Raw genomic sequence first — 23183 nt, 5'->3', positions numbered from 1 at the left:
GCTTCCCCAAGGCTAAGGTCTGCCTCGGTTTTGAACGAACTTCACTTCGTCGGTCGTCAAGCAGCGTGGTTGCAAACCACGTGTGAGCATCGCCAATTTTGCCGTCTCTTCCAATTCTTCCATTGCGAAGACCGCGGCCCAAATGTTCCTGGCCGCAACTACTGGGCCATGATTTGCCAGCAATACCGCGCTGCGTTCGCCAGCCAAGCTTCTGACTGCGTAGCCCATCGCTTCGTCTCCTGGCAAATAGAATGGAAGCAGTTTTACCTTGCCCAATCTCATTATCGAATACGGTGTCAGAGGCGGCAAAACGTCGTCCGGATCAATGTCAGGCAGCATCGACAAGGCGACCGAATATGTTGAGTGCAGATGAACCACTGCTCCAGTGCGGTTTCGTGTTTCATAAAACGCCACGTGTAACGGAATTTCTTTAGTCGGGCGATCCCCACTGAGTAGGCGAAAATTTGAGTCCAGATGGCTGATACGGATGGGTTCCAGAAAGCCTAAAGAACTGCCAGTCGGCGTAATCAGAAATGTACCATCAGACAATCGCGCAGAAATATTCCCCGAAGCGCCGCAGGTAAGCCCTCGGTCAAACATTGACTTCGCCAAATTGCAGATATCTTCACGCAGCTTGGCTTCTTCGCTCATGATGATTTCTCCATCTTTGCCAATGCTTCGGCGAAGAAGTTTTCGCCTCCGAAATTTCCGGACTTCAGTGCCAATGCAACTGGGTGTGAACCATGAAAACGAAGCAAAGGAACTCCGGCCGCTAGGCGTGGACCGACTTCAAGCACCTGAGCACCTAGCCCTTTTACAACCGCTCCGGATGTCTCACCTCCGGCTACAACAAATCGAGTTACCCCTCTGCCGAGCAACTGCGCGGACAAATCCGAAAAGAAAGCTTCGACCGCGGTCGCTGCTCGATCCGTTCCAAATTCTGTTTGCGCTTTTCTAACTAAGGCGGGATCTGCAGATGAGTAAATAAGGGGTGGCGTTTCCTGTGCTATTACCCAATCCGCCAATTCCTGTGTATCAACCGCTCCTGTGATAGCATCTGACGCGCGGATTTCGCGATGGGGGAACGTACGCTTATAATTTTCGACTTGACCTCGGGTGGCTCTGCTGCACGAACCGGAAAGTACAACCCCGGAGCCCTGAACCGCGGTCCACGATGGTTTCGCCTGGGTAAAATGGAAATTTTCTGGCAGGCCCAAAGCAATACCTGAACCCCCGCAAAGCAAAGGGGTGCCTTTTGCCGCCTTGCCAATCTCGATCATATCCACATCACGGATTGCGTCCACAATGGCATAACCTGTTGCCGACAACTCAGCGCGAATTTCAGTAGCACCCCGCATCACTGTAAGAGCGCTGACATGATGGATCTGCTTTGGCGTTTGTTGTGCTAATACCCGCCTCAAATCTGAGTCGCGCATTGGGGTAAGTGGGTGATCCTGCATACCGCTTTCATTCAACAACTTATCCTGAACAAACAAATGCCCTTGATAAATACTGCGCCCATTTTCGGGAAATGCCGGACATACTATGACGCCATCGGCATTCAATCGATCGGACAAAGCATCCAAAACCGGACCAATGTTGCCGTCTGCCGTGCTGTCAAAAGTCGAACAGATCTTGAAAACGATCTGTTCTGCTCCTTGAGCCAATAACCAATCACACGCGGCAAGACTGTCCTCAATTGCTTCGTTTAAAGGTGACGTCCGGGATTTTAGGGCGACGACTCCTGCGTCGAGATCATTAGCCGCTGGGAAATCCGGAGTTCCGATGAATTGGCACACTCGCAAACCTCCCTCAGCCAACGTAAGCGCGATGTCTGAGGCTCCTGTGAAGTCATCGGCTATCACGCCTATTTTCATAACTTGATCTCTTTAACAGGACCCGAGTCCAGCCGGTGAATGTGTGGTGCAATCCCTACGGGGAAAACCTCTCGGACAAGCGGATCATGACCGGGTATGATAAGCTTGGGGTGCGACGCCAGTCTTTCCAAAGTTGCAAAGCCGTCCAGCATGTCCTGCAAATCGACCACAATCGGGAAGGCTTTCCGCGCCATAAAGTTCTCGTAGTAGTGTGAGGCGTCCGAGGCCAGTACCATCCACCCGGCGCCAGTTCGCACACGAACACACTGCAACCCGCGCGAGTGGCCGCCTATGCAATGCACTGTCACTCCTTCCGCAATCTCGGCATCACCGTCATGGAAAACAACTTTGCCAGAGTACAAACGCCTTATCGCTTCACATACATGATCGGCGGAAAACGGTGCCCGTAAATGGTCTTCGCACATGCAAGGGCCAGTGGCGAAATTCATTTCAGCTGATTGCATATGCAACTTGGCATTTGGGAACAGATGCAATCCACCAGCATGATCATAGTGAAGATGAGTTACGATGACCTGGCTAACGCTTTCGGGCAAAATTTCCAGCGGCTTCAACGCCTCGCGCGGGTCCACTGCAATGGGGCGCCCACGGGCGGCGCCTTCGTCCGCGTCATAGCCGGTGTCAACAAGAATCACTTCGTCGCCGCGCTTCAAAACCCAAACGAAATAATCCATTGCGTGAGGCGCGTCATGATTGTCGTCAAAAACAAAGCTATCTGCCCGGGTTCTGGCATTACGATCAGCATACTTAACAGCATGGATTTCCCAATCACTCATCGGATAACCTCGGAAAAAAGGACAACAGTTTTGTTGGCAATCATATTCGCCACAGCGGTATCGAAGGATTTAAAATGGGCGCTTTCTAGGTGAGCTTCGAAAGAAGCCGCGTCATCATAAACTTCATAGAGAAACACCGTCTGGGATTCGTCGCCAACACAAACGTCGAATTGACGACACCCCGGCTCGTTGCGCAACGAAGACGCGGCATTTTCAATCATCAACGGTAAGAAAACCTCTCGCACTCCGGGTTTGAGAGTAAAGGTCACAGTAACCGCGAACATCAGACAGACAATCCTTTCAGGCGTGAGAAGACCCGTTTGGCTGCAGGAAATTGACTTACGATCAAGCCAATATTCAACACCAGTAGAATGGCAGCACCCGGGCGCGAAAAAAAGACGGACAAATCCCCGTCCGACAGAAACAGAGAACGGCGGAAGGTCTCGTCAAACAACCCACCCAAAATGACGCCGATCACTAGCGGCGCAATCGGGTATTTCATCAGGTTCATGAAATATGCCACCGCACCGACGGCAAGCATCAGGTAAAGATCGTTAATCCCGCCCCCAACACTGAACGAACCGATAGTAGTCAGCACCATTACGACCGGTAAAAAGACAGTCTGAGGTATTGCAAGTATCTTAATAAAGACTCGCGCCGTAAATAGCCCCATTAGAAACATTGTAAGAGACGCTATCACCAATATCGCCACAACACGCAGGATGATCTCGGGGTCTATAGTCGGTCCAGGGATCACATTGTTAATCTTGAAAGCGCCCATCAGAGCCGCTGCAGGGGGAGAACCTGGTATGCCCAGCACCAGCAAGGGAATTAGCGCTCCGCCTATGCATGCGTTGTTGGCCGTTTCAGAACACAACAGACCGTCCAGGGAACCACGACCGAATTTTTCACCTTCGGACGAAACGGTCTTTCCAACACCGTAGCTGACCCAACCAGCGACATCCTCACCGACACCCGGTAGCGCACCGACACCCGTTCCAATCACCCCTGATCGGCCTATCGTCGGCAGATGTCGCCTTACAGATTTTAGATTAGGCAATATTCGTCCCTTAAGGGCCAGGACTTTACCTGCTTCCACATGACGCAAACCATCTATGATTTGAGGAACAGCAAAGGCACCCATCAGAACCGGGACAACCTGAAACCCACTCAACAAGTATGACCAGCCAAAGGTGTATCGGGGTTCAGACAAAAGAGGGTCAAGCCCAACCATTGACATCGCAAGCCCGACCAATCCTGCAATCCAGCCTTTAATCACCAGGTCTTCGCTCATCAGCGTGCCCGAAAGCAGAATACCAAACAGAGCAAGCAAAGCTTTTTCCGGGCTGGCGATGTTCTTTGACACCATTAGAAGCGCCCAGACAAAAACCAAAAGCGTCAAGGTGCCGATCACCGTACCGATGAAACTAGCTGTTGTCGTAAGCCCCAACGCTTCTCCACCGCGGCCTGCTTTCGCCAGGGGATAGCCGTCCATTGCCGTTGCTGCACTGGCCGCCGTGCCGGGAATGTTCAACAGAATTGATGGATACGACCCACCATAAATCGCACCAACATAAGCTCCGAGCAAAGCGATCAGAGAGTAATCGAGCGGTATTTTGTTGCTGAAGAAGCCGGTGAGTATCGTTACCGCGAGCGTCGCCGTAAGTCCCGGCAGAGCACCGAATGAGATACCTAGGAAAACCGATGTTATCAAATATACATAGGAAAGCGGATCCACGACCAAATTCACGAGAGCCGCGCCAAATCCAGAAAGTTGCGAAACGATGAACTCCATTACGCTAGTCTTTCCACAATGGACGAAGCGATACGTAGTAGTGGTATTCGATCTGTTTGAATATCAGTCCACCGCGCGCGGGAACGTTCTGACGAAAGACAAATGCCATCATGCAAACGAGGATAAGAGGAGCCAATATCGCCACGATTGGCACAACCCGCAAAACGCTTTCGGATCGGGCTTTGATTGCCACTAAGACCGTCAAGCCTGTCCACAGCGCCAAAGTGACCCAATCATCACCGTGTGCGTTCCAATCCGGCTGGGCCGGATTTGTTGCAAATGCGAAAAATCCGGCGGCGACAACTGCAATGCAGGCCACAAGGGCGCGTTGGGAGTGACCGCCGTAGAAACCAAAGATCAAAGCTGTAATTAGCAGACCTGAACACAGGATAAAGTCAACTCTGGGGACCAAACCGACCACGTATGCAAATATTATCAATCCGATGGTTAAGCTACGAAACGCTTCCGCTTTGTCCCAACCGATCCCTGCCGCGTTCAGCGCTTGTCGAGCACCACCCGATCCAATTGAAGTAACGAGCAGAACAACGGACAATACAAGCAACCCACCAAAGATAAATAACGGCACTATTGCCGCCGAGTTGTACCAATCTGAGCCGCTGACTCCTGCGCGGTTTTCACCCCATAGTGGAATATCCAAGGTCTTCCACAAAAAGAACAAAGACGCGGCGATCAGGACCACTGACGCCCAAAAGTCCCGCGCGCGCAAGACCAGTGTTTCGTCGATCTTTTCCATTTCCTGCCTCCGGAAGAAAAGGGACGCAGGCAAAATGCGCCCCCTTCGATCGATCTGCTTTATGGTTTCTGGATACCCAGTGAGGCTGGGTCCACAGTTGCAGCGCCCAAATCCTGAAGTGTGTAGGCAAACGTAGCTTCAAGATTAGCGAACAGTTCCTGAGCTTCTGCCCCATGCTGTCCACCTACATCGTAGTTATTTGCGGCGGCCCACGAGGCGACTGCATCAGAGGCGATCGCCTGCTCGAATGCTTCGCCAAGCGCGGCTTTTACCTCGTCTCCGGCAGAGTTGTGCACGGCAAAACCGATTGCTTGTTTCAGGGGTAGGTATTGGTCAAGGCCGTCATAAATTCCAAATGCGGACGGTACCGTTGTTCCGGCAATTTGCGCGTCTTCCGGTGTTAACATCGCAAGAGGCTTCAACTGCCCACCTTCGATCAATGGTGCCTGCTCGGCCAAGGATGTAACGACCAAAGCTACTTCGCCCGCGATGGCGGCCTCCTGCCCAGGCGCAGAACCTTTGTAGGGTACAAACTTGAACTCCGCACCTGACCCTTTTTCAATGGCCAGTAGATTCAGGTGGTGAATAGACCCCGCGCCGGACGCAGCAGCGGGGATACTACCCGGCGCGGCTTTGGCGGCATCAACCAATTCTTCTAATGAATTGTATGGGCTTCCTGCCGGAACAGAAATCAGATCTGGCGATCCGCCTACGATGAAAGGGTACCAGAAATCGAACTTTTGATCCCACCCGCCTTGCACGGCTGCCGTAACATTTGACTCGGACAATCCAACCAAGGTGTAACCATCGTCAGGTTGGTTCATTACATAAACCATCCCGTTCGAGCCCGCGACACCCCCGGTTTGATTGATCACGTTGATCGAAACAGGCAGGTGCTTTTCCATCTCAGCCATAATCATGCGGTTGATCGTATCGGTGCCGCCCCCGGCGCCCCAAACTACTGCCGTTGTGATGTCGCGATAGGGATAGTCCTGCGCGGTAGCGCCCGTTGCAAACCCGGTTGCCATCAAAGCAGCGAAAGCAAACGGTCTCAGTCTATACTTCATTTCTAATTCCTCTCGAGTCATCAATGCGTTTATTATTGCATTTTTTTATGTATACGTTACAGAATGCACTGTCAACGGGCTGTAGTGAAGGCCGCTATCGCGCTATGAATGCGAAACGGGAAGGAAGTGGGGTCAAAATGGACAAAAGTTACCAAGTTGCAGTTTTCCATGGAGATGGAATTGGCCCAGAAATCATGGTGCCCGCGTTAGAAATTTTACAGCTGCTTTCAGCATGCAATCCCGACTATGACCTGGCATTCACAGATGCCCCGGCGGGTGCGTCGCATTACGCGGCCACGGGTGAAGCATTTCCCGCAAAGTCTTTGGAAACGGCCCGGGACGCCGACGCGATTCTTCTCTCGGCAATGGGTTTGCCGGACGTGCGCTACCCAGATGGCACCGAGATTTCTCCGCAGATTGACCTAAGAAAAAAACTGGGGCTGTTTGCCGGTGTTCGCCCGGTGAAGGTGAGCTCTGGACAAATCACACCATTGGCATTGCCCGAAGGAAAAGAAATCGACTTTGTTTTGATTCGGGAAAGCACAGAAGGATTGTTCTTTACGCAAGGCGCAGGCGATGTAAGCGAAGATGAGGCCCGCGAAACATTGCTTATCACCCGTAACGTTTCCGAAAAACTGTTCCGCTTTGCGTTTCAACTCGCACAGACCCGCAAACAATCAGGCCGCGGCCAAGGTCGGGTCACTTGTGTCGACAAGGCCAATGTTTTCCGCGCGTTTGCTTTCTTTCGTTCGATTTTCGATGCCGAGGCTGCTCGTCATCCTGATCTTCAGGCGGATCACGCTTATGTGGATGCTACCGCGCTTTGGATGGTTCAAAAACCATGGGAATTTGACGTCCTTGTGACCGAAAATATGTTTGGCGACATTCTTTCTGACCTTGGAGCCGGCCTTATGGGTGGCCTCGGATTAGCGCCATCAGCAGATATCGGTCTGGATCACGCCGTTTTTCAACCTTGTCACGGCTCAGCACCGGACATCGCCGGACAAGGTATCGCCAACCCGTTCGCGATGATTTTGTCGGCTGCGATGATGTTGGAATGGCTGGGTTTAACCCACAAAAACCCAGCTTTGTCTCAGGACGGGACACGCCTGAGGGCAGCGGTTGAGCAAGTCTTAGCAGATGGCACAAACTTGACCCGTGATCTTGGCGGCACCGCAGGAACAAAAGACGCAGCTTCATCTGTATTGGAACTGTTGAAGGTATGAACACTAATCAAGACATAAGAGTCGCATGTGTCGGAGCCGGTTACTTCAGTCGTTTCCATTATGAGAGTTGGGTCCGAATGCCGGGCGCCATTCCAGTGGGCTCGTGCAACCGTGATCTTGAAAAAGCGCGGGCCACCGGACTTCCTGCGTATCAGGACATCTTGCAAATGCTGGAGACAGAAGAACCTGATTTGGTAGACATTATTTTGCCGCCGGTGGCTCAGGCAAAAGCAATTCGAACAGCTCTGGATTTCGGTATCAAATGGATGATCTGCCAAAAGCCGTTTTGTCTGTCTTTGGCCGAGGCGAAGGCGGTCACCTCTGAAGCAGAGGCAGCGGGTGCAACTATTATCGTTCACGAAAACTTTCGATTTCAGCCTTGGTATCGTGCCATCAAAAAAGCAATGGACAAGGGTCTTATCGGCAGACCTTTGCAAGCTACATTTCGGCTGAGGCCCGGTGATGGACAGGGACCGAAAGCATACCTGGATCGGCAGCCGTATTTTCAGGAGATGCCACGATTTCTGGTACACGAAACAGCAGTTCATTGGATCGACACTTTTAGGTTTCTATTTGGGATGCCCAGCGCTGTTTATGCCGATCTGCGCAGGGTAAATCCGGTTATTGCCGGCGAAGATGCTGGCTATATCCTGTTCGATCATCCAAACGGTTTGAAAGCTTTGTTCGATGGAAACAGGTGCCTTGACCACCAAGCAGAAAATCTGCGTCAGACCATGGGTGAGGCTCTCATCGAAGGAACCGAGGGATCCCTGGATCTTTGTGGCGACGGCTCAGTGGAACTCCGTGGTTTCGGAAAACAAGAGCGGCAGCAGATTCTACCCCCAAGCAATCACGATGGTTTTGGAGGCGACTGCGTCCACGCCTTGCAAAGTCACGTCATTTCAGGCCTTTTAAGAGGCACGCCGTTCGAGAACACAGCCAGAGATTATCTGGACGTAATCCGCATCGAAGAAGCAATTTACCGCGCGGCTGCAGAGGAACGAAAGATTAACTTGGAGACACCTTGAAGGATCACGACAGCAAAACATTGTCTAATACGCAACGAGCCGCCCGAGATTTGCGGCGTATGATTTTGTCTGGTGAACTACCGGCCGGAACTGACCATCTGGAATCAGAGCTGGCGGAAACCCTTGGCATGTCCCGCACCCCGATCCGCGAGGCTGCTTTAATGCTGGAAAGCAGGGGCTTGCTGGAAATGCGCCCTCGCAAAGGTGTGCGCATTCTTCCTGTTTCCACCGAAGACATGCGCGAGATCTACGACATCCTTACAGAACTGGAAAGCCTTGCCGCGCAACGCGCGGCAGAGGCTGGATACTCTGAAGCAGAACTTGCGTTGCTAGCCACATCAATCACTCAGATGGATCAGGCTATCGCAACGGAAGACCTTGAGGCATGGGCCGAAGCTGACGAGTTATTTCACAAGGAACTCGTTCGTTTAGGAGGCAACAAACGCATCGAAGCAATTGTGGCAATGATGAGTGATCAAGTTCGACGTGCGCGCGCAACGACGCTTTTTATTCGACCTTTGCCAGTCCAATCTAATGAAGATCATCGCGCCGTATTTAAAGCCATATGTGAAGGCCAGCCAGAAGTGGCGCGGGACCGCCATCGTAAGCACCGCTTGCAAGCTAAAAGGATGCTCTGCGAGATATTGGAAAAACATCGGCTCAACAGCCTTTAAATTCCTACAACTTGACGTTGCTACATGAGAGCATGCGAAAGATATTGAACTGCTCAGGCATGGGTCTTTAAAACTCATGTGCTACAATCACGCGGCGATTAAATGGCGGTGATGCCTTCATCGCGGCCAATAGCATATTCGATAGGTCTGAAACCTAATGCGCGGTCAGGTTGGGAATACGCATCTTAAAAACGCCTGATGCTCAGGGCACACACTATTTCGTCAAGCAATTTAAGCACGGTACATTTTACCGAACCTTGATTAGTACGATATCGTATTATATAGTGCGATATCGTACTAATGGAGATTTCTTATGACAAACAGACGAAAGTTCCTGAAAATCATTGGCGGTGGTACGATAATAGCGGCTGCGGGAGCCGCCGGTTTCATGGCGACTCGCACACCGCAAAAGGCACTGGCACCTTGGCAACCCATTCCATACGAGGATCCACGCAAGGCGGCATTATCTTATGCAATTCTCGCCCCCAATCCGCACAATCGCCAGCCTTGGCTGATAGAACTAATCGACGAGGACAGAGCCCGCATTCATCGTGACACAGAACGCGAATTGCCAGAGACCGATCCCAACCATCGTCAGCTTTACATCGGTCTTGGCGCCTTTTTAGAAACCATGGTTCTAGCGGCAAGCGCACAGGGTTTTAACGCAAAACTGACCCTTTTGCCTGAAGGGGATGAAGGACCCGTCGCAGACGCATCGTTTGAAGCCGGCGCAAAGGCCGATCCTCTGGCGGCCCATATTCTCAACAGGCATTCAAACAAAGAGCCTTACAGCGATAGACGCCTGCAGCCTTCTGAAGCTTCTGCCCTGAACGACTATGCGAGCTTGGTTTTGGATGAAGCAAAAGTTGCCCGAATTCGAGAACTCACAAAAAGAGCCTTTGAAATAGAGGTGAAGACACCGCGTACTTTGAAAGAGTCAGTCGATCTGATGCGCATTGGCAAAGCGGAAATCAATTCCAATCCCGACGGTATTGAACTTCGCGATCCGATGCTTGAAGCTTTGCGTCTGACGGGTTTGCTAGGCCAGGACACGTTGATGAATATTGATCACCCCGGCAATAAGGCACAACTGCGTGACTACTATGCCATGCTGGATGCGACGCCCCATTACGCCGTCATTACCACCCGGACAAATAACCGCCGGGATCAACTGGACGCCGGACGTCAGCTAATGCGGTTGTATCTGAAAACGACTGAAATGGGCGTCGGTGTTCATCCTGTAAGTCAGGCTCTGCAGGAATATCCAGAGATGGCTGGCGAATATGCGCTCGCGCACGAGCTTCTTGCTCCGCAGGGGCATACGGTTCAAATGTTGTTGAGATTGGGATATGGACCAGAACCAATACCCACACCACGCTGGCCGCTGGAGACGCGCTTACTGAATGAAGTATAAAGACGAAATCGAAGAAGTTTATCGGTTTTTCACAGAGGTCGGGATCATCAACCAATTGATCTCGACCAAGCTTGAAACACTATTGCCTGATCGTATGACCGCAACTCAGTTCGGCATACTTGGACATCTTGTGCGGCGCCCTGACGGAGAAACTCCGCTCCAACTCTCTAAGGCATTCCAGATTCCAAAGACATCGATGACCCATATGCTTGCGGGGTTAGAAACTAAAGCGCTGATTACCTTAGAACCCAATCCAAGCGATAAGCGTTCAAAAATTGCCCGTTCGACATCGCGAGGTGAGCAATTTTTGAATGAAAGCATGCAGAGAATGTCAAAAGCTTTGCAGCCAGTATTGGATGATCTGGGACACGAACCCTTTGCCAACTCGTTGACTCACCTGACTCGAATTCGTGAAACTCTAGACAAGGAACGGGACTAAGTTCAGTCTGAGTCGCCGCTTTTTAAGGGCCGGATACGGACAACTTTTTACAAGCGGTACGTGGAGGTATGACGTGTCGACAGGGTCCAGTGGATTGCTCTCTTGGAAAATGACTGGCACAATTTGCGCCTCAGCATCCTTGGCGATCCTGCTTGGACGCGAAATAGAACCTTTCGGAGGAGTGGCAGCGGTTGCTGGGTTTTCGGCGGGGCTTCTTGGGTCTGTATTTTCGACACCTGTTGCAACCGCAAGAACTTTGGTCCTCGTGGCTTCATGCATTTTGATCTGCACACTAATTCCTGCGCAATGGACTGCATTCTTGTGCGGCTTTGTCCTTGTGAGCTGGGCCGCTTTTGATGCCCGCATCAGCGGCAGCCTTGCCACAGTTCCCGCATTGAACGGTTTGTTACTTTACTTGCTGATACCTCCTGACCAGCGAACAGCCTCCTTGGTGGCAATGTTCGTGATCGCAGCTGCGGTCGGAGGCGTGGTAAGCACGTGGCTTCGTTTGCTTGGATCTGCAAGACGCAAACCCATGTCCGTGAAAGGGGCAGTATCGATTTGGATTTTTTTGATCTTGGGTCTGGGATTAACGTCGATACTTGCGCAAATGATCGGAAATCAAAAATCCTATTGGCTTTCCTTTCTTTTCGTATTCCGTGTTTTGGCCCCGCTAGAGAAAGTTCCTGACTCAGCGCTTAGGTTCGGGATCGGGGTGGCAATCGGATCGTTGGTCGCAATATGTCTTGAGTCCGTGGGTTTGCCGCATCGGGTTCTCATGCTTCTTGGCATTGCATCCGCTATCGTCGGTGTCCACCGGATAGGTGGGCGGACAATGTGGACCGCGATGTTCTTCACGATTGCGACCCTTCTAATTACTGCTCCTACGGTAGAATTCGCGGTCTTTCGAATTGAAGCGGCTGCAATGGTAGTCGTCTTGGTTGGTGGCCTTGCGTTTCTGATAAGTTGGATCTGGGAGCGTATTGAAAACCGGATTGGCGTTTGATTGAATAGCAAAAGCTATAATTTGGCTGCTTAAAACATCATACAGTCTGCACCCGGAGGCAGTGGAGCAGCGCCCTCAGGTAAAGTGGGTGAATAGTCGAAAGTCACAATTTTTGCGCCACCGTCAAATGCAACGAATAGCTGATTTGACCCCGGCCGGATGGCAATGCCTTCCGGGTCGGCACCGAACTCCAGCAAGCTTACCTGGGCCAAAAGTTGCCCGTTGGATGTGAATTCGTACAGGCTGTTTGATCCTTCCCAATCGTCGACAATCAACATGTGGCCGGTGCGGGGATCAATAGCGATGCCTTGCGCTTCACTTAAAGGCGGGGACAGGTTCATTGTATCTAATCGGAACTTTAAATTTCCATCCATGTCGAACCAAGAAAGCCTTTCTGGATCGTCTTCGACGGTCACAATCTCTCCGCTGGATGTGATAGCGATGCCTTCCGTGTCCGCAAATCCACCCTCCAGCACGAAAGGCGCAGCCAGTGGCATCCCATCTTTCGTCAAACGTTGAAGGCCACCGAATCCGTCGCCGACCAGAAGGTGGTCTCCCTCCACCGCAATCGCTTTGATCCGGTGCAGGTCGCTGCTGACACGGCGCAGTTCGTCGCCTTGAAGAGTAACCAGTACGGCTTCGGTGCTTTCGTTGGCAATCCACAACCCACAGAAAGTAGGATCGTAATCCAAGCTTGCTGGACGGTTTAATTCATAACGGCCAGTCTCTTTTAGTTCCAATGCCGCCGCCGAAATTGGTAGCATACAGCAAAGAAAAACAACCATTCCTTGGTACATCAAACACTCCTAGTTTCTGAAAATTGAAACAGTGTTCTTTCTACTCAGTCCAAATTCACGATACGGGTTTGGGAGCGGTATTTTAACTACCCCCATGGTCCGGTTCCTGGGCCACGTTTTATTTCAGAACCAGCCGGACTCCGACGCTGCCTGTTCGATTGCTCTGCGAGTTTCTGTAATGCCGCTATCCTGTTTGCCTTCGAAGGGTGCGTTGAAAACAGCTTGTCACGTTTATGGGCATGCAACGGGTTGATGATGAACATATGTGCGGTCGCCGGGTTCCGTTCCGCAGTGTCGTTGTCAATTCGAGCAGCGCCGCGCTGAATAAGTTGTAAAGCTGACGCCAAAGCCAAAGGTTGCCCGCAAATTTCAGCACCGACTCTGTCCGCCGAGTACTCTCTTGTCCGACTAATGGCCATTTGCACTAACCCAGCCGCTAAGGGGGCCAAAATCATCAAGGCTATAGTCCCAACCAACCCTATCGCGCTGTCTCTTCTTCCACCAAAAAACAATGCAAAGTTTGCCAGCATTGTAATTGCACCTGCAAATGTCGCTGTGACTGTCATGATCGCGGTATCGTGGTTTTTAATGTGAGCTAGTTCATGCGCAATTACCCCTCCTAACTCTTCGCGCGATAGCGTTTGCAACAACCCCGAAGTTACAGCGACGACGGCGTTGCAGGGATTTCGCCCTGTTGCAAAAGCGTTTGGTTGGGGTGTTTCGATCAGATAGATTTCCGGTGTGGGCAAGTCAGCATTGCCAGCCAGTGTCTCAACCAATTTGGACAAACCCAATCGATCTCCGGTCGAAACTGGTCGTGCATTGTGCATCCTCAGAACTATTTTGTCCGAATTCCACCACGTAAATACGTTCATTCCAGCGGCAACCATCAAAGCAATCAGCATGCCGCCTGTACCCGCAAGAAGATATCCAAAACCCATGAACAAAGCGGTCATTGCGGCCATCAATATCGCTGTTTTCGCATAACCCATCCGAAAGCCCTCGGCGTAATTCCGTGATCAATTCGTCCTGCTTACACAGATTATTGCTTTGACTTGCGACAATTCCAAGAACTCAGGACATTCATCTGGCTTCAATTCGATAGTTCAAAAGTTCAAATATAATATATTTTTCAATATGTTATTGATTGAATTCTGGGTCCATCAAAAATTCTCGTCCTACTGTGACCTACTTAACTTTATAGGAAACGAGCGTTTGGCATTATGTTTGCAAAGGATCAGCTAGTGTCACGAGTAACCAGATGTATTTTTCCACGTTTGACGGACATCGCAGTTCCGTCAATGACATCCAAAAAGACGAATTTGCCCGAAAATTTCCACTGTTGGAAGACGCTGATGTGTACGCGCGCTGGAAAGCAAGTTCTTGGCAGATTACCCGGATCGGCGATATCTGGAAAAGATCAGGGAGGATATTTTCTGTAAATTACGCAGGTTCAAACGTGTATCCCTCGTTCCAGTTTGCCGAGGATGGAACCCCGCTTCCTTTGATGAAAAAAATCCTTGACGCGCTGCCACAGGACATGACGCCGTGGGAACGTGCATTTTGGATGGCTTCGCCCAAAAACGAACTCGAAGGCGAGTGCCCTGTGAAGTGTGTCCGGAGGAATGATGACCGAGTGATCCAAGCCGCGTCAAAAGTTGAGCAGTTTGCCACTCAATAAGTTCAACTATCCAGTGATTTTGCAGAAGCTTTGAATATTGGGGAAAAGCTATGCGATGTTGACCTCTGAATTACACTGGGCAAACTTCGTTTTTGACATCGCTCTCAAAAGAAAACTCCATGACCGAAAACACTCCAAAGTTAGTGCTTGTTTGTGGCAAACCAGCCGCGGGAAAATCGACTCTCGCTCGTCAACTTGGTGAGGCAAAACGTACAGTCGTTATTTCCGAGGATGAGTGGTAGGCGGCATTATATAGAAACGAAATGTCTACAATCTCGGACTATGTTCAGTGCTCAAGACAATTGCGCGGCATCATGGGGCGTCATGTCGTTTCATTGCTGAAGGCAGGGATATCAGTCGTTCTGGATTATCCAGCCAATACACTTGCTGCGCGCTCTTGGATGAACATTGTCGCTAAATCCGCAAACGCGGCAAGTGAGCTTCACTATCTCGATCTGCCCAATGATCTGTGTAAAACAAGATTGCGAGAGCGGAATGAGGCCGGTGAACACCAGTTTCAACTGACTGAGGAACAATTTGATCAGATAGCCAGCCATTTCGTTGCCCCAACCGCCGATGAAGGTTTTGAGCTAGTGGTTCATCGTCTGAAATGAATTGAGACAAGGTATCCCGCGGGGCAACTATCTTTTAACTCAGATTCAGAATTGGCCCATCCAGCAATCTGACGAGTTCTCCAAAGTAACCATTTGATCGCGCAGGACGCGTAGGATCAGATGAAATAGCGACGGCAAGGTTACGGCGTGTGTGAGCCGCAATAATTTGGCCCCCATACCCTCGCGCCAAGGCATAGCCAGAAGGCGTTAGAAACCATCCATAACCGTATTCCAATCCAGAAAAAGCCGATCGGCCATATGGTTTGGTCGACGCTGCAACCCAGCTTTCAGGAACTACCTGACGTCCACCAAAGGCACCCCGATCCCTAAGCAGAACTGCAATTTTCAACATCGATTTTGGAGTAATAGCCATCTCATTTCCGCCCAGATAATATCCTTGCGGATCCCTCGTCCAAGCTGGGATGTCGATACCAAGTGGTGCCCCCAATCTGTCGCGTACTTGGGACAAAAGGCTTTGGTCCGAGGCGATCGAAACGGCCGCACCCAGGACATGAGTCGAGCCGGTGGAATAAAGCATACTCTTTCCGGGTTCAGCGACCATCGGTCGTGTAAGCGCATCGGCAATCCAGTTCGGAGAACTTATCCATTCTCCATAATTTCCGCCGGATGTCCTCTCAAGCCCCGCCCTCAGGGTTACAAAATCTTCCATGGTTATGCTTTCCGAACCGGGCGTAGCATTTGCCGGCAAGAGTCGCGGCGCAACCTCTTGGATTGTGGAATTGACAGATGAAATCTCAGACTTGTCAATTGCTATTCCAAGCAAGAGTGCAACAATGCTCTTGGAACAAGATTTTATATTCGCCAGTCGATCTAATCCTGGCCCCCTGGGTGCCTCAGCAAAAACAATCTCATCTCCACGCTGAACCTGTAGAGATTGCAATTGCGGCAGATTATTTATTCTATCGCTCAGGAAATCATTTCGGGCGCGCGCGATGAACGGCGCGGCCACAGATGCTGCGGAAATCAACAGAAATGAACGACGCGAGGTCATAGGATTTACTTGGCAGCAGAATTCTGAATGTCCAGCCAGAAAGTCAAATTAGGGGTCATTTGACCCAGATTCGGACGGTAACCACAGGACCCAATGAGCATGTGGGACTTGCGGCCACAGTAGAAGGCAAGCGTTTATGGAGTCGACACCTAAACTTGAGCATTTTGTGCTAGGCTGAACATGAGGATGTTCTAGGAGGAGTTTTTACGTTGCTACCGAATTCGCTCCGTCTTGCCGTTGTCGTGATGATCCTGACCGCCTCTACAGGTTCGCTGACTACCCCAGCAGATGCCCGGTCAGTTGATATTCCCGATTGGCTGCAAAAACATGTTGGCACTGGCGATGGTCAGATCGCGCCGATCGTCCTTGATCGAGCACGCGCATTGTATCAAAAGAAGGTTCGTCAGGGTCTTGTTAAAAACCCTTGCTACCTTGCCAAAGATGCAACGCGTCCCAGCACTTCAGCCAGCGGTAAGCCGGGGCGGCGTTTCTATGTAATTTGTGAATCGACCAAATCGTTTCGCGCTGTTTCCTCGGGCTATGGAAATGGTCGAAATCTGCAACGGGCGAACTTTTCGAACGGAAGGCAATGCGCCAGAAACTTCAGCAACGCAGAGGGTTCAAAGCTGACTGCCGGTGGATCTTATGTGACGGCGGAAACACGAACTTCATTCAAAGGGTATTACAATCAATCTGGGATGAGAAAACCCTTTTACCGCACATTTCTGTTGTTTGATGGTGAAGGAGAAACTCGCAACGCCCGAGAGCGCGCTATCGGCGGCCATCAGGCTGTTTTCTTGAAATGGCAATGCCGATTCAAAAACCCGCAAAGCCCACATGCCGACGACGAAGGGTATGTTCCCTATGGAAAGCTGGTGAATTACACAGGCGGTCGCAGCAACGGTTGCACGACTTGGTCGCAATCTGCTTCGAAAGAAATTCTGGCGCTTGTCGAGGGAAGCCCGACAACTCTCTACATTTATCCAGAGTCCAGTGACATTGATGCTGTTGCAAAAGCCTTGAAGAAGGGGAGGTCACTTTCACGTGCCGGGCTTTATTGGAACGCAGCCTGTCTACAGGCGATCGGAACTCCGAAGTTTTGGCCAAAAAGAACACTCCAACCGATCATCAATCAATGGCGGCAGTCATTGCCCAAGCAATCGCCGCTTGTTTTGCCAATCTGTAAGTGAAACCTAAGCTTTCTCAGGAGCGGAGAAATCTAAGTGGGTGAGACACCTTACCTTAGTGGATTCTGTTCGAACCAGATCTCACCCTGTTGCATTCGGTTTCGGTTCCGGACCCAATTGAACTACGTCAAGGTGGTGGCGATCACACTTTTCGTCGCTAACCTTAATGTTTGAGTAGTCCAGTGACAGTCATCGTTCAGATTTGAAACCCAATCGAACAACGCGCTGCTCTGGCCAACCAGTGCGTGGCGATACCCCGCTCTTGCAACCTCTTTCGGCTAATCCGATTCACTGAAATCAATGTGGATGTGGTTGCCGTCAGGATCGGCCAAATGGAATTGGATTATTCCAACTCCAGGAACGTTTGTTTTCTCATACGCGTGCTTTCGATCGACCAGTTTTTGTTCGAAGGACTCCATTCCTTTTGCATTGAACGCAAAATGTTCCAGCTTCAATTTCACCTCAGAGCCAACATTTGGTTGCCCATCGTGGCCTACAAGATGAACGACAGCCTGACCATCCGCATACAACCATGCGCCAGGGACTGGAAAATCGGGACGTGCCCCGGGGGCCAAACCAAGCACCTCTTCGTACCATGCCACCATTTCTGGTAATCTGGTGGTAACGATATTCACATGATCAAGCTGTTCAATTCTCATTTAAAACCCTTCAAGGACAAGCTTGCCCCTTGCTTTGCCGCTTTCGAGAATTGCATGGGCATCCATCAAATTGGCGGCATTGATTTTACCAAGTGTTTCCGTCGCTGTTGACCTGACTTTTCCTGCATCTATCAGGCCGGCAACCTGATTCAGGATATCACTTTGACGGTTCATGTCACCCGTCCCGAACAATGACCGAGTGTACATGAACTCCCAGTGAATTGAGATCGACTTGGATTTGAACGGCATAATGTCGAAACTCGCTGGATCGTCAATCAAACCAAATCGACCTTGGGGGGTCATCACCTCTCCGGCCTGGGCCGCGTAAAGTTGCGATTGATTGGTCGAATATACGAAATCCACGCTCTCGGTACCGAAAGCTTCGAGCTGGGGCCCAAACGGTTCCGCATGATTGACCACATGATGTGCGCCCAACTCCCGAACCCAGTCCTGGGTCTCAGGTCTGGACGCGGTAGCTATGACAGTCAAATCAGTTAGGGCTCTGGCCAGCTGAATGGTGATCGAACCCACACCACCAGCACCACCAATGACCAGCAAAGTATTTGTTCCATTTGGAACACTTTGACCAACCTGCAGCCGATCGAACAGCATCTCATAAGCTGTCAAGGTCGTAAGTGGCATTGCAGCAGCAGCCGAAGCCGGGACGGACTTTGGTGCGGCTCCGACGATGCGTTCATCAACCAGATGAAATTCGGCGTTGGTCCCCGGCCGATCGATTGCCCCGGCATACCAAACAAGGTCTCCCGGATTATAGTTTGTGACTGCTTCGCCGACTGCTTGAACTGTCCCGAATGCATCCCAGCCGAGAATAGCGGGTTGTCCACCTTCAGGTGGGCGCAACTGCCGTATTTTGGTATCAACTGGGTTTACTGAGACTGCCTGTACCTTTACGAGCAGATCGTGCCCATTAGGTGTCGGTTTGTCCGTCTCAAAATCTATCAAGGCGTCTGGCTGATTTATCTTTCCGGCCTTCAGATATCCTACGGCTTTCATGGTTCGTTCCTTGCTTCAAACAGGCATCAACCGATGACCGTCATTTCATTCAGCGTGAATTCGGTGACGGCGCCGTCGGTTGCCGCCATGTAAGCGGCCAAATGTGGGGCCTTCATATGAGCTTGCCAAAGCTCACGGCTTTGCCAGTTTTCATAAAACAGGAAGTGTGCGGGGTTTTCATTATCCTGATGCAGGTCGTAATTGACGCAGCCTTCTTCAGTGCGCGTGACTTCTATGAGCTTGATTAGTTCCGCCTTAACAAGATCAATTTTGCTGGGATTAGCTTTTATATTGGCGACGATTGTCAGCTTGGCCATCTGTGCGGTTCCTTGAAAATAAGAAAGACTCGTCGGATTTACGTCGCCGACAAATCAGGATAAATAGGCAACTTCGGAATATATAATCCGGAATTTTCGCCTAATGCTGCTAGATAATCTTAATTTGTTCCTAACCATCGCTGAAAAAGGCAGTCTTGTTGCCGCCGCGCGAGAGACCGGATTATCGACCACAACGGTATCCGAGCGCTTAGCCGCGCTTGAAGCCCATTATGGCGTAGTGCTGTTCAATCGAACGACCCGGTCCATCAGCTTGACAGAAGAAGGACGACTTTTGATCGATGGTGCCAAGAATGTTCTAGGCGAAGTTTCGGAATTAGACGCCCGTATTCGGTATGGCGCTGAAACCTTGTCTGGGCCAATCCGCGTCAGCGCGCCAATCGACCTTGGACGCAACCTTGTCTCAGAGGTGATTGCAGAGTTCACGGAATTTAACCCTGCTGTTTCAATCGAGCTTTTGCTCTCAGACGGATATGTCGATCTGGTTGGACAGGGGTTTGACTTGGCCATCCGGTTCGGAAACATCTCTGACAGTTCGCTAAGAATTCGCAGTCTTGGAAATTACCAGCGGTTCGTATGCGCGGCCCCAAGCTATGTCATAAAACACGGAACCCCAAAACGACCCGATGACCTTGTACGTCACAACTGCCTGATCATGCGGTTCGGCAATACGCTCGACAACGTGTGGGAGTTTGGCTCAGGCTCAACCAGCCAGCGAGTTCCAGTCAAAGGAAATCGAATTGTTAATGACGGCTCACTCATTCGCGATTGGGCCATTGCCGGTCATGGTATCGTGTTAAAATCCGAACTTGATGTGGGTTCCGATGTGCGGTCCGGAAAATTGGTGTCCTTTTTGGATGAGTACCTTCCACCGCCAAAACCGCTGCAAATGATGTTTCCACCCAACCGCGCACAGCCCCGCCGCGTTGCGGCCTTTGCGAAATTCATTAGTCAAAAAATGGATGAACTCTAAGTAATTGAAACTGCTCAGCTATTATTGGGAATTTGGTCATAGTTCGGCATCCATCGCCCTGGTTCAAGCCGAACAACCTATGCGTAAACCCACAAGTCAGAAAAATTGGCTTTCTGTTAAACTGAGCATGAAGAAATTTTGGCAGTCGAAAGCCCGGTATTCGAAAGGTTCCATAGCTTTCAAAGTAATCAATAAAGGCTTGTTTTCCGTCCCCGACATACGGGTTGTGTTGAGTATATGTTTCGCCAACAAAAATCGATATCGCTTCGGCAGGTCGACAATCGTTGAACATCATCTCGTAAAAAGCGATGACATTTTTCTTATTTTTTTCGAGATCGGGCATGTCGTTACAATATATGCTTTATTTTCAAAATAGTCAGATAAGTACTGATAATGTACGCCTGCTAAAGAAACTTCGATAAGACCCAAGCCTAAATCGTTCAACAGACGCAACTTTTGACTAGGCTTTTTCCCAAAGTTTGACCAAATTTTACACACAAATTTCTTGTGCAGTTGAGGTATAGTAATTGAATGAATGGTGACCTCGAAACAAAAGCAATTCGCATTGCAAACGCGTTGACCGTACCACGCCAAATTTCTGGACTCTCATCTGAGACAGAGCCTCTTTCCTTGGAACAAGCTTATTCAATCGCCAATCGCGTTCGCGCGCTCATGGATCGGCGCCCAGTAGGACGGAAAGTTGGGTTCACTAACCGTGCCATCTGGCCTGTATATGGCGTTTATCAACCGATCTGGGGTGTGGTTCACTCAGAAAGTCTGTTCTCGGCAGTTCAGCCTGTAAAGCTCTCCGATTACGCAGAACCAAGGATCGAACCTGAAATCGTTATTGGCCTAGGAAAAACTCCCAAGAAGGGCATGAGCAAAAGACAATTGGCTGGCTGCGTGGATTGGGTCGCCCCCGGGTTTGAGATTGTCCAATCAATCTATCCGAATTGGAAATTCTCTGTCGCGGACTCGATCGCAGCTCAGGGTTTACATGGATGTCTTGTGATAGGCGAAAAAATACCCGCAACGAATGAGGTTTTAGATGGTTTGGCTTCGGTACCGCTGGAATTACGTCGGGATGAAGAAACAATCGATACTGGAAAAGGGGAAAACGCCTTGGGTGGTCCAATCGAAGTCTTGGCACATCTTGTATCGATTGTTTCAGCAGAAGAAGCCCTTCAGGAAGGCGAGCTCGTAACAACGGGCACGCTTACTGATGCGCAACCAGTTTTCGCCAACGAAACATGGTCCGCATGTTTTGGTGGAGTTATGAGCGAAAAGCTTTCAGTGCGGTTCGTTTGAGTTTTAAAATACAGTTAGGAGTTTCGCGGCAAGACTGCGCAACAGCAAATACTGGCTCGCCGCACCTAAAATTAAACCGCTGGTTAACCGACACATATCGTTCAGTTCACTGCTACGCAAATTCAACTGAAACTCAATGATAGCGGTTAACTTGGCGTTGCATTTGGCTGCAACGACGCAATATCCGTACAAATGGATGGATCACGTTAGTTGCCTGTACGGCCTGAGCTGGGCTGGTTTTCGAAGTTTGGCGAAGCATGATGACCTCCTGTGGCTGAGCCTAGGTTAAACTGCTTTACCGAAGGGTTCAGTGAACTGGGACACAGAGTACTAAAACTTGATTTGAAGAAAGCTGTAAGCGTTGTTTCCTTAGAAACACCGAAGCTGATATCATCATCGATAGGACTTCAACTCACACTTACCAAGTCGAGGTGAAGATGGAACGCAAGCTGGCGGCCATTATGGCAATCGACGTTGTAGGCTTCTCCGGTCTCGTATCGCAGGACGAGGCAGGAACCTTAAAGAAGCTTGAGAACTTGAAGCGTGACGTAATTGGCATGCAAGTCGAGGCAAACAGAGGTAGGGTTTTCAAATCTCTCGGAGATGGCTTTTTGGCAGAATTCTCGAGCACTTTGGAAGCAGTAAATTGCGCAATAGGCATTCAGAGGACATCGACACTCGATGCCCAACAAGCGCATGATACTAAACCACTTTTGCTCCGGATCGGGGTTTCTTTGGGCGACGTTATTGTCAAGGAAGACGATTTAATGGGTGACGGCGTCAACATTGCTGCGCGGTTGGAGGCCCTTTCTGAGCCGGGAGGCATTGCCGTATCCAGCGAAGTTATGAATCAGATTCGCAACAAGGTTGATCTTCCCCTGGAGGATTGCGGGCACAAACGCCTGAAGGAAACGGATGCTCCTATTCACGTTTACATGACGCAATCAAAACCGGGGGCGACCGGTGGATTTTTCGATTTCGATGAAGATGAGCTTGCTAGAACACGTGTAACGGGCGGATGTCTTTGCGGTTCTGTCCGGTATGAAATCAACGCGCCAGCAATCAGTGCAGGTTATTGCCACTGTAGTATTTGCCAAAAATTCACAGGTTCTGCGATGAGCACATGGACGGCTTTCCCTGCATCGTCCTTAAGGTTTTTGAATGAAGAACCCCGTTATTTTGCATCATCGCCAATAGCTGAACGTGGGTTCTGCGCGACATGTGGTTCCAATTTGACTTATAAACTCGTTCAACCACGGATGGCCGCATATATTGTTGTATTCACTCCAAGCCTTGATCGGCCAACCGGCCTTGCCCCGGCAGCACATAACGGTATCGAAAGTCAAATGCCCTGGATTGATATCCTGGATGATTTGCCTCGCACACAGTCGTCCGAGTCGCGCGTGTTACAAGAAGCATGGTCGAGCGTCGGATTGCCGGATCCGGCTACATGGGGTCCTATGGCAAAGCCCCCGAAAGTATTCTGATTCAAAATAATTATGCGCGAGCACACTTGAATTTCATGAATG

At 50.4% G+C, this 23183-nt stretch carries 26 protein-coding genes and 1 pseudogene; 12 read left to right on the top strand and 15 right to left on the bottom strand.

Annotation, left to right across the window (positions count from 1 at the left end):
- Positions 1-12: 12 nt before the first annotated feature.
- The 7 genes from otnC to GOV45_RS04005 are packed head-to-tail and all read right to left on the bottom strand — an operon-like array spanning position 13 to position 6287.
- Entirely contained in the window at positions 13-651 is a 639-nt protein-coding gene (otnC, locus tag GOV45_RS04035) for a 3-oxo-tetronate 4-phosphate decarboxylase (RefSeq protein ID WP_170474514.1), read from the bottom strand.
- Entirely contained in the window at positions 648-1877 is a 1230-nt protein-coding gene (gene otnK / locus GOV45_RS04030) for a 3-oxo-tetronate kinase (RefSeq protein WP_170474511.1), read from the bottom strand. The genes otnC and otnK overlap by 4 nt, the downstream gene beginning before the upstream one ends.
- On the bottom strand, positions 1874-2671 hold the full coding sequence (locus GOV45_RS04025; protein ID WP_170474508.1) for an N-acyl homoserine lactonase family protein: 798 nt from the start codon (positions 2669-2671) through the stop codon (positions 1874-1876). Before GOV45_RS04025 ends, otnK begins: the two co-directional genes overlap by 4 nt.
- Positions 2668-2955, bottom strand: coding sequence for a putative quinol monooxygenase (locus tag GOV45_RS04020; protein WP_170474505.1), 288 nt, complete (start codon positions 2953-2955; stop codon positions 2668-2670). The genes GOV45_RS04025 and GOV45_RS04020 overlap by 4 nt, the downstream gene beginning before the upstream one ends.
- On the bottom strand, positions 2955-4466 hold the full coding sequence (locus GOV45_RS04015) for a tripartite tricarboxylate transporter permease (protein ID WP_170474502.1): 1512 nt from the start codon (positions 4464-4466) through the stop codon (positions 2955-2957). The genes GOV45_RS04020 and GOV45_RS04015 overlap by 1 nt, the downstream gene beginning before the upstream one ends.
- A 4-nt stretch (positions 4467-4470) precedes the next feature.
- Positions 4471-5220, bottom strand: a complete 750-nt coding sequence (locus GOV45_RS04010; RefSeq protein WP_174823571.1) for a hypothetical protein — start codon at positions 5218-5220, stop codon at positions 4471-4473.
- A gap of 59 nt (positions 5221-5279) precedes the next feature.
- On the bottom strand, positions 5280-6287 hold the full coding sequence (locus GOV45_RS04005) for a Bug family tripartite tricarboxylate transporter substrate binding protein (RefSeq protein ID WP_170474499.1): 1008 nt from the start codon (positions 6285-6287) through the stop codon (positions 5280-5282).
- A 137-nt stretch (positions 6288-6424) separates the two neighbouring features.
- Here GOV45_RS04005 and GOV45_RS04000 point away from each other — a divergent pair, with 137 nt between their 5' ends.
- The 6 genes from GOV45_RS04000 (at position 6425) to GOV45_RS03975 (ending at position 12074) form a co-directional block, all read left to right on the top strand.
- Positions 6425-7513 (top strand): isocitrate/isopropylmalate dehydrogenase family protein, encoded by a 1089-nt coding sequence (locus tag GOV45_RS04000; protein WP_170474496.1) that lies wholly within the window; start codon positions 6425-6427, stop codon positions 7511-7513.
- Positions 7510-8541 (top strand): Gfo/Idh/MocA family protein, encoded by a 1032-nt coding sequence (locus GOV45_RS03995; protein WP_170474494.1) that lies wholly within the window; start codon positions 7510-7512, stop codon positions 8539-8541. The genes GOV45_RS04000 and GOV45_RS03995 overlap by 4 nt, the downstream gene beginning before the upstream one ends.
- A gap of 20 nt (positions 8542-8561) precedes the next feature.
- Positions 8562-9215 (top strand): GntR family transcriptional regulator, encoded by a 654-nt coding sequence (locus GOV45_RS03990; protein ID WP_254447892.1) that lies wholly within the window; start codon positions 8562-8564, stop codon positions 9213-9215.
- Between the two features lie 313 nt (positions 9216-9528).
- The gene (locus tag GOV45_RS03985) at positions 9529-10629 is read left to right on the top strand and encodes an Acg family FMN-binding oxidoreductase (protein ID WP_170474491.1); all 1101 of its coding nucleotides are present in this window, start codon (positions 9529-9531) and stop codon (positions 10627-10629) included.
- Positions 10619-11068, top strand: coding sequence for a MarR family winged helix-turn-helix transcriptional regulator (locus tag GOV45_RS03980; protein WP_170474489.1), 450 nt, complete (start codon positions 10619-10621; stop codon positions 11066-11068). Before GOV45_RS03985 ends, GOV45_RS03980 begins: the two co-directional genes overlap by 11 nt.
- Before the next feature lie 109 nt (positions 11069-11177).
- Positions 11178-12074 (top strand): hypothetical protein, encoded by an 897-nt coding sequence (locus GOV45_RS03975; protein ID WP_170474486.1) that lies wholly within the window; start codon positions 11178-11180, stop codon positions 12072-12074.
- Between the two features lie 29 nt (positions 12075-12103).
- On the opposite strand, the gene GOV45_RS03970 is transcribed toward GOV45_RS03975, so the two are convergent.
- Positions 12104-12871 carry a hypothetical protein gene (locus GOV45_RS03970; RefSeq protein WP_170474484.1) on the bottom strand — a complete coding sequence of 256 codons (768 nt, stop codon included), beginning with the start codon at positions 12869-12871 and terminating at the stop codon, positions 12104-12106.
- Between the two features lie 86 nt (positions 12872-12957).
- On the bottom strand, positions 12958-13863 hold the full coding sequence (gene htpX, locus GOV45_RS03965) for a zinc metalloprotease HtpX (RefSeq protein WP_170474483.1): 906 nt from the start codon (positions 13861-13863) through the stop codon (positions 12958-12960).
- Positions 13864-14132: 269 nt separating this feature from the next.
- On the opposite strand from htpX, the gene GOV45_RS03960 reads away from it, so the two are divergent.
- Entirely contained in the window at positions 14133-14552 is a 420-nt protein-coding gene (locus GOV45_RS03960; protein ID WP_170474481.1) for a hypothetical protein, read from the top strand.
- A gap of 119 nt (positions 14553-14671) precedes the next feature.
- A pseudogene (locus tag GOV45_RS03955) lies at positions 14672-15166 on the top strand (AAA family ATPase).
- Between the two features lie 34 nt (positions 15167-15200).
- Here the strand turns inward: GOV45_RS03955 and GOV45_RS03950 are convergent.
- Positions 15201-16178, bottom strand: a complete 978-nt coding sequence (locus tag GOV45_RS03950; protein WP_170474478.1) for a serine hydrolase domain-containing protein — start codon at positions 16176-16178, stop codon at positions 15201-15203.
- 209 nt (positions 16179-16387) lie between these two features.
- On the opposite strand from GOV45_RS03950, the gene GOV45_RS03945 reads away from it, so the two are divergent.
- Complete coding sequence (locus GOV45_RS03945; protein ID WP_254447891.1) at positions 16388-17368, top strand: murein L,D-transpeptidase catalytic domain family protein; 981 nt, start codon at positions 16388-16390, stop codon at positions 17366-17368.
- Between the two features lie 275 nt (positions 17369-17643).
- Here the strand turns inward: GOV45_RS03945 and GOV45_RS03940 are convergent, their stop codons facing one another.
- From GOV45_RS03940 to GOV45_RS03930, 3 genes are read right to left on the bottom strand one after another with little or no spacing between them, the layout of a single operon-like run.
- Positions 17644-18024, bottom strand: a complete 381-nt coding sequence (locus GOV45_RS03940) for a VOC family protein (protein WP_170474476.1) — start codon at positions 18022-18024, stop codon at positions 17644-17646.
- Positions 18025-19038, bottom strand: a complete 1014-nt coding sequence (locus tag GOV45_RS03935; RefSeq protein ID WP_170474474.1) for a zinc-binding alcohol dehydrogenase family protein — start codon at positions 19036-19038, stop codon at positions 18025-18027. It lies immediately after the preceding gene.
- A gap of 26 nt (positions 19039-19064) precedes the next feature.
- Entirely contained in the window at positions 19065-19355 is a 291-nt protein-coding gene (locus tag GOV45_RS03930; protein ID WP_170474473.1) for a putative quinol monooxygenase, read from the bottom strand.
- Between the two features lie 103 nt (positions 19356-19458).
- On the opposite strand from GOV45_RS03930, the gene GOV45_RS03925 reads away from it, so the two are divergent.
- Positions 19459-20346: a LysR family transcriptional regulator gene (locus GOV45_RS03925; protein WP_170474471.1), complete on the top strand. Its 888-nt coding sequence runs from the start codon at positions 19459-19461 to the stop codon at positions 20344-20346.
- Here GOV45_RS03925 and GOV45_RS03920 read toward each other — a convergent pair.
- Positions 20321-20689, bottom strand: a complete 369-nt coding sequence (locus tag GOV45_RS03920) for a nuclear transport factor 2 family protein (RefSeq protein WP_170472540.1) — start codon at positions 20687-20689, stop codon at positions 20321-20323. The two genes, GOV45_RS03925 and GOV45_RS03920, sit on opposite strands and share 26 nt — an antisense overlap.
- A 188-nt stretch (positions 20690-20877) precedes the next feature.
- Here GOV45_RS03920 and GOV45_RS03915 point away from each other — a divergent pair, with 188 nt between their 5' ends.
- A complete protein-coding gene (locus GOV45_RS03915) occupies positions 20878-21654 on the top strand; it encodes a 2-keto-4-pentenoate hydratase (RefSeq protein ID WP_170474469.1) in 777 nt (258 codons plus the stop codon).
- A gap of 133 nt (positions 21655-21787) precedes the next feature.
- On the opposite strand, the gene GOV45_RS23440 is transcribed toward GOV45_RS03915, so the two are convergent.
- Positions 21788-21913 carry a hypothetical protein gene (locus GOV45_RS23440; RefSeq protein ID WP_302477847.1) on the bottom strand — a complete coding sequence of 42 codons (126 nt, stop codon included), beginning with the start codon at positions 21911-21913 and terminating at the stop codon, positions 21788-21790.
- A 178-nt stretch (positions 21914-22091) separates the two neighbouring features.
- On the opposite strand from GOV45_RS23440, the gene GOV45_RS03910 reads away from it, so the two are divergent.
- The gene (locus GOV45_RS03910) at positions 22092-23141 is read left to right on the top strand and encodes a GFA family protein (protein ID WP_170474466.1); all 1050 of its coding nucleotides are present in this window, start codon (positions 22092-22094) and stop codon (positions 23139-23141) included.
- Positions 23142-23183: the final 42 nt, after the last annotated feature.

Origin of the sequence: Ruegeria arenilitoris, assembly GCF_013035425.1 — a bacterium.
Classification (GTDB): Bacteria; Pseudomonadota; Alphaproteobacteria; order Rhodobacterales; family Rhodobacteraceae; genus Ruegeria; species Ruegeria arenilitoris_A.
The sequence above is the reverse complement of the archived record's forward strand: the minus strand, read 5'-3'. Positions and strand labels throughout refer to the sequence as shown.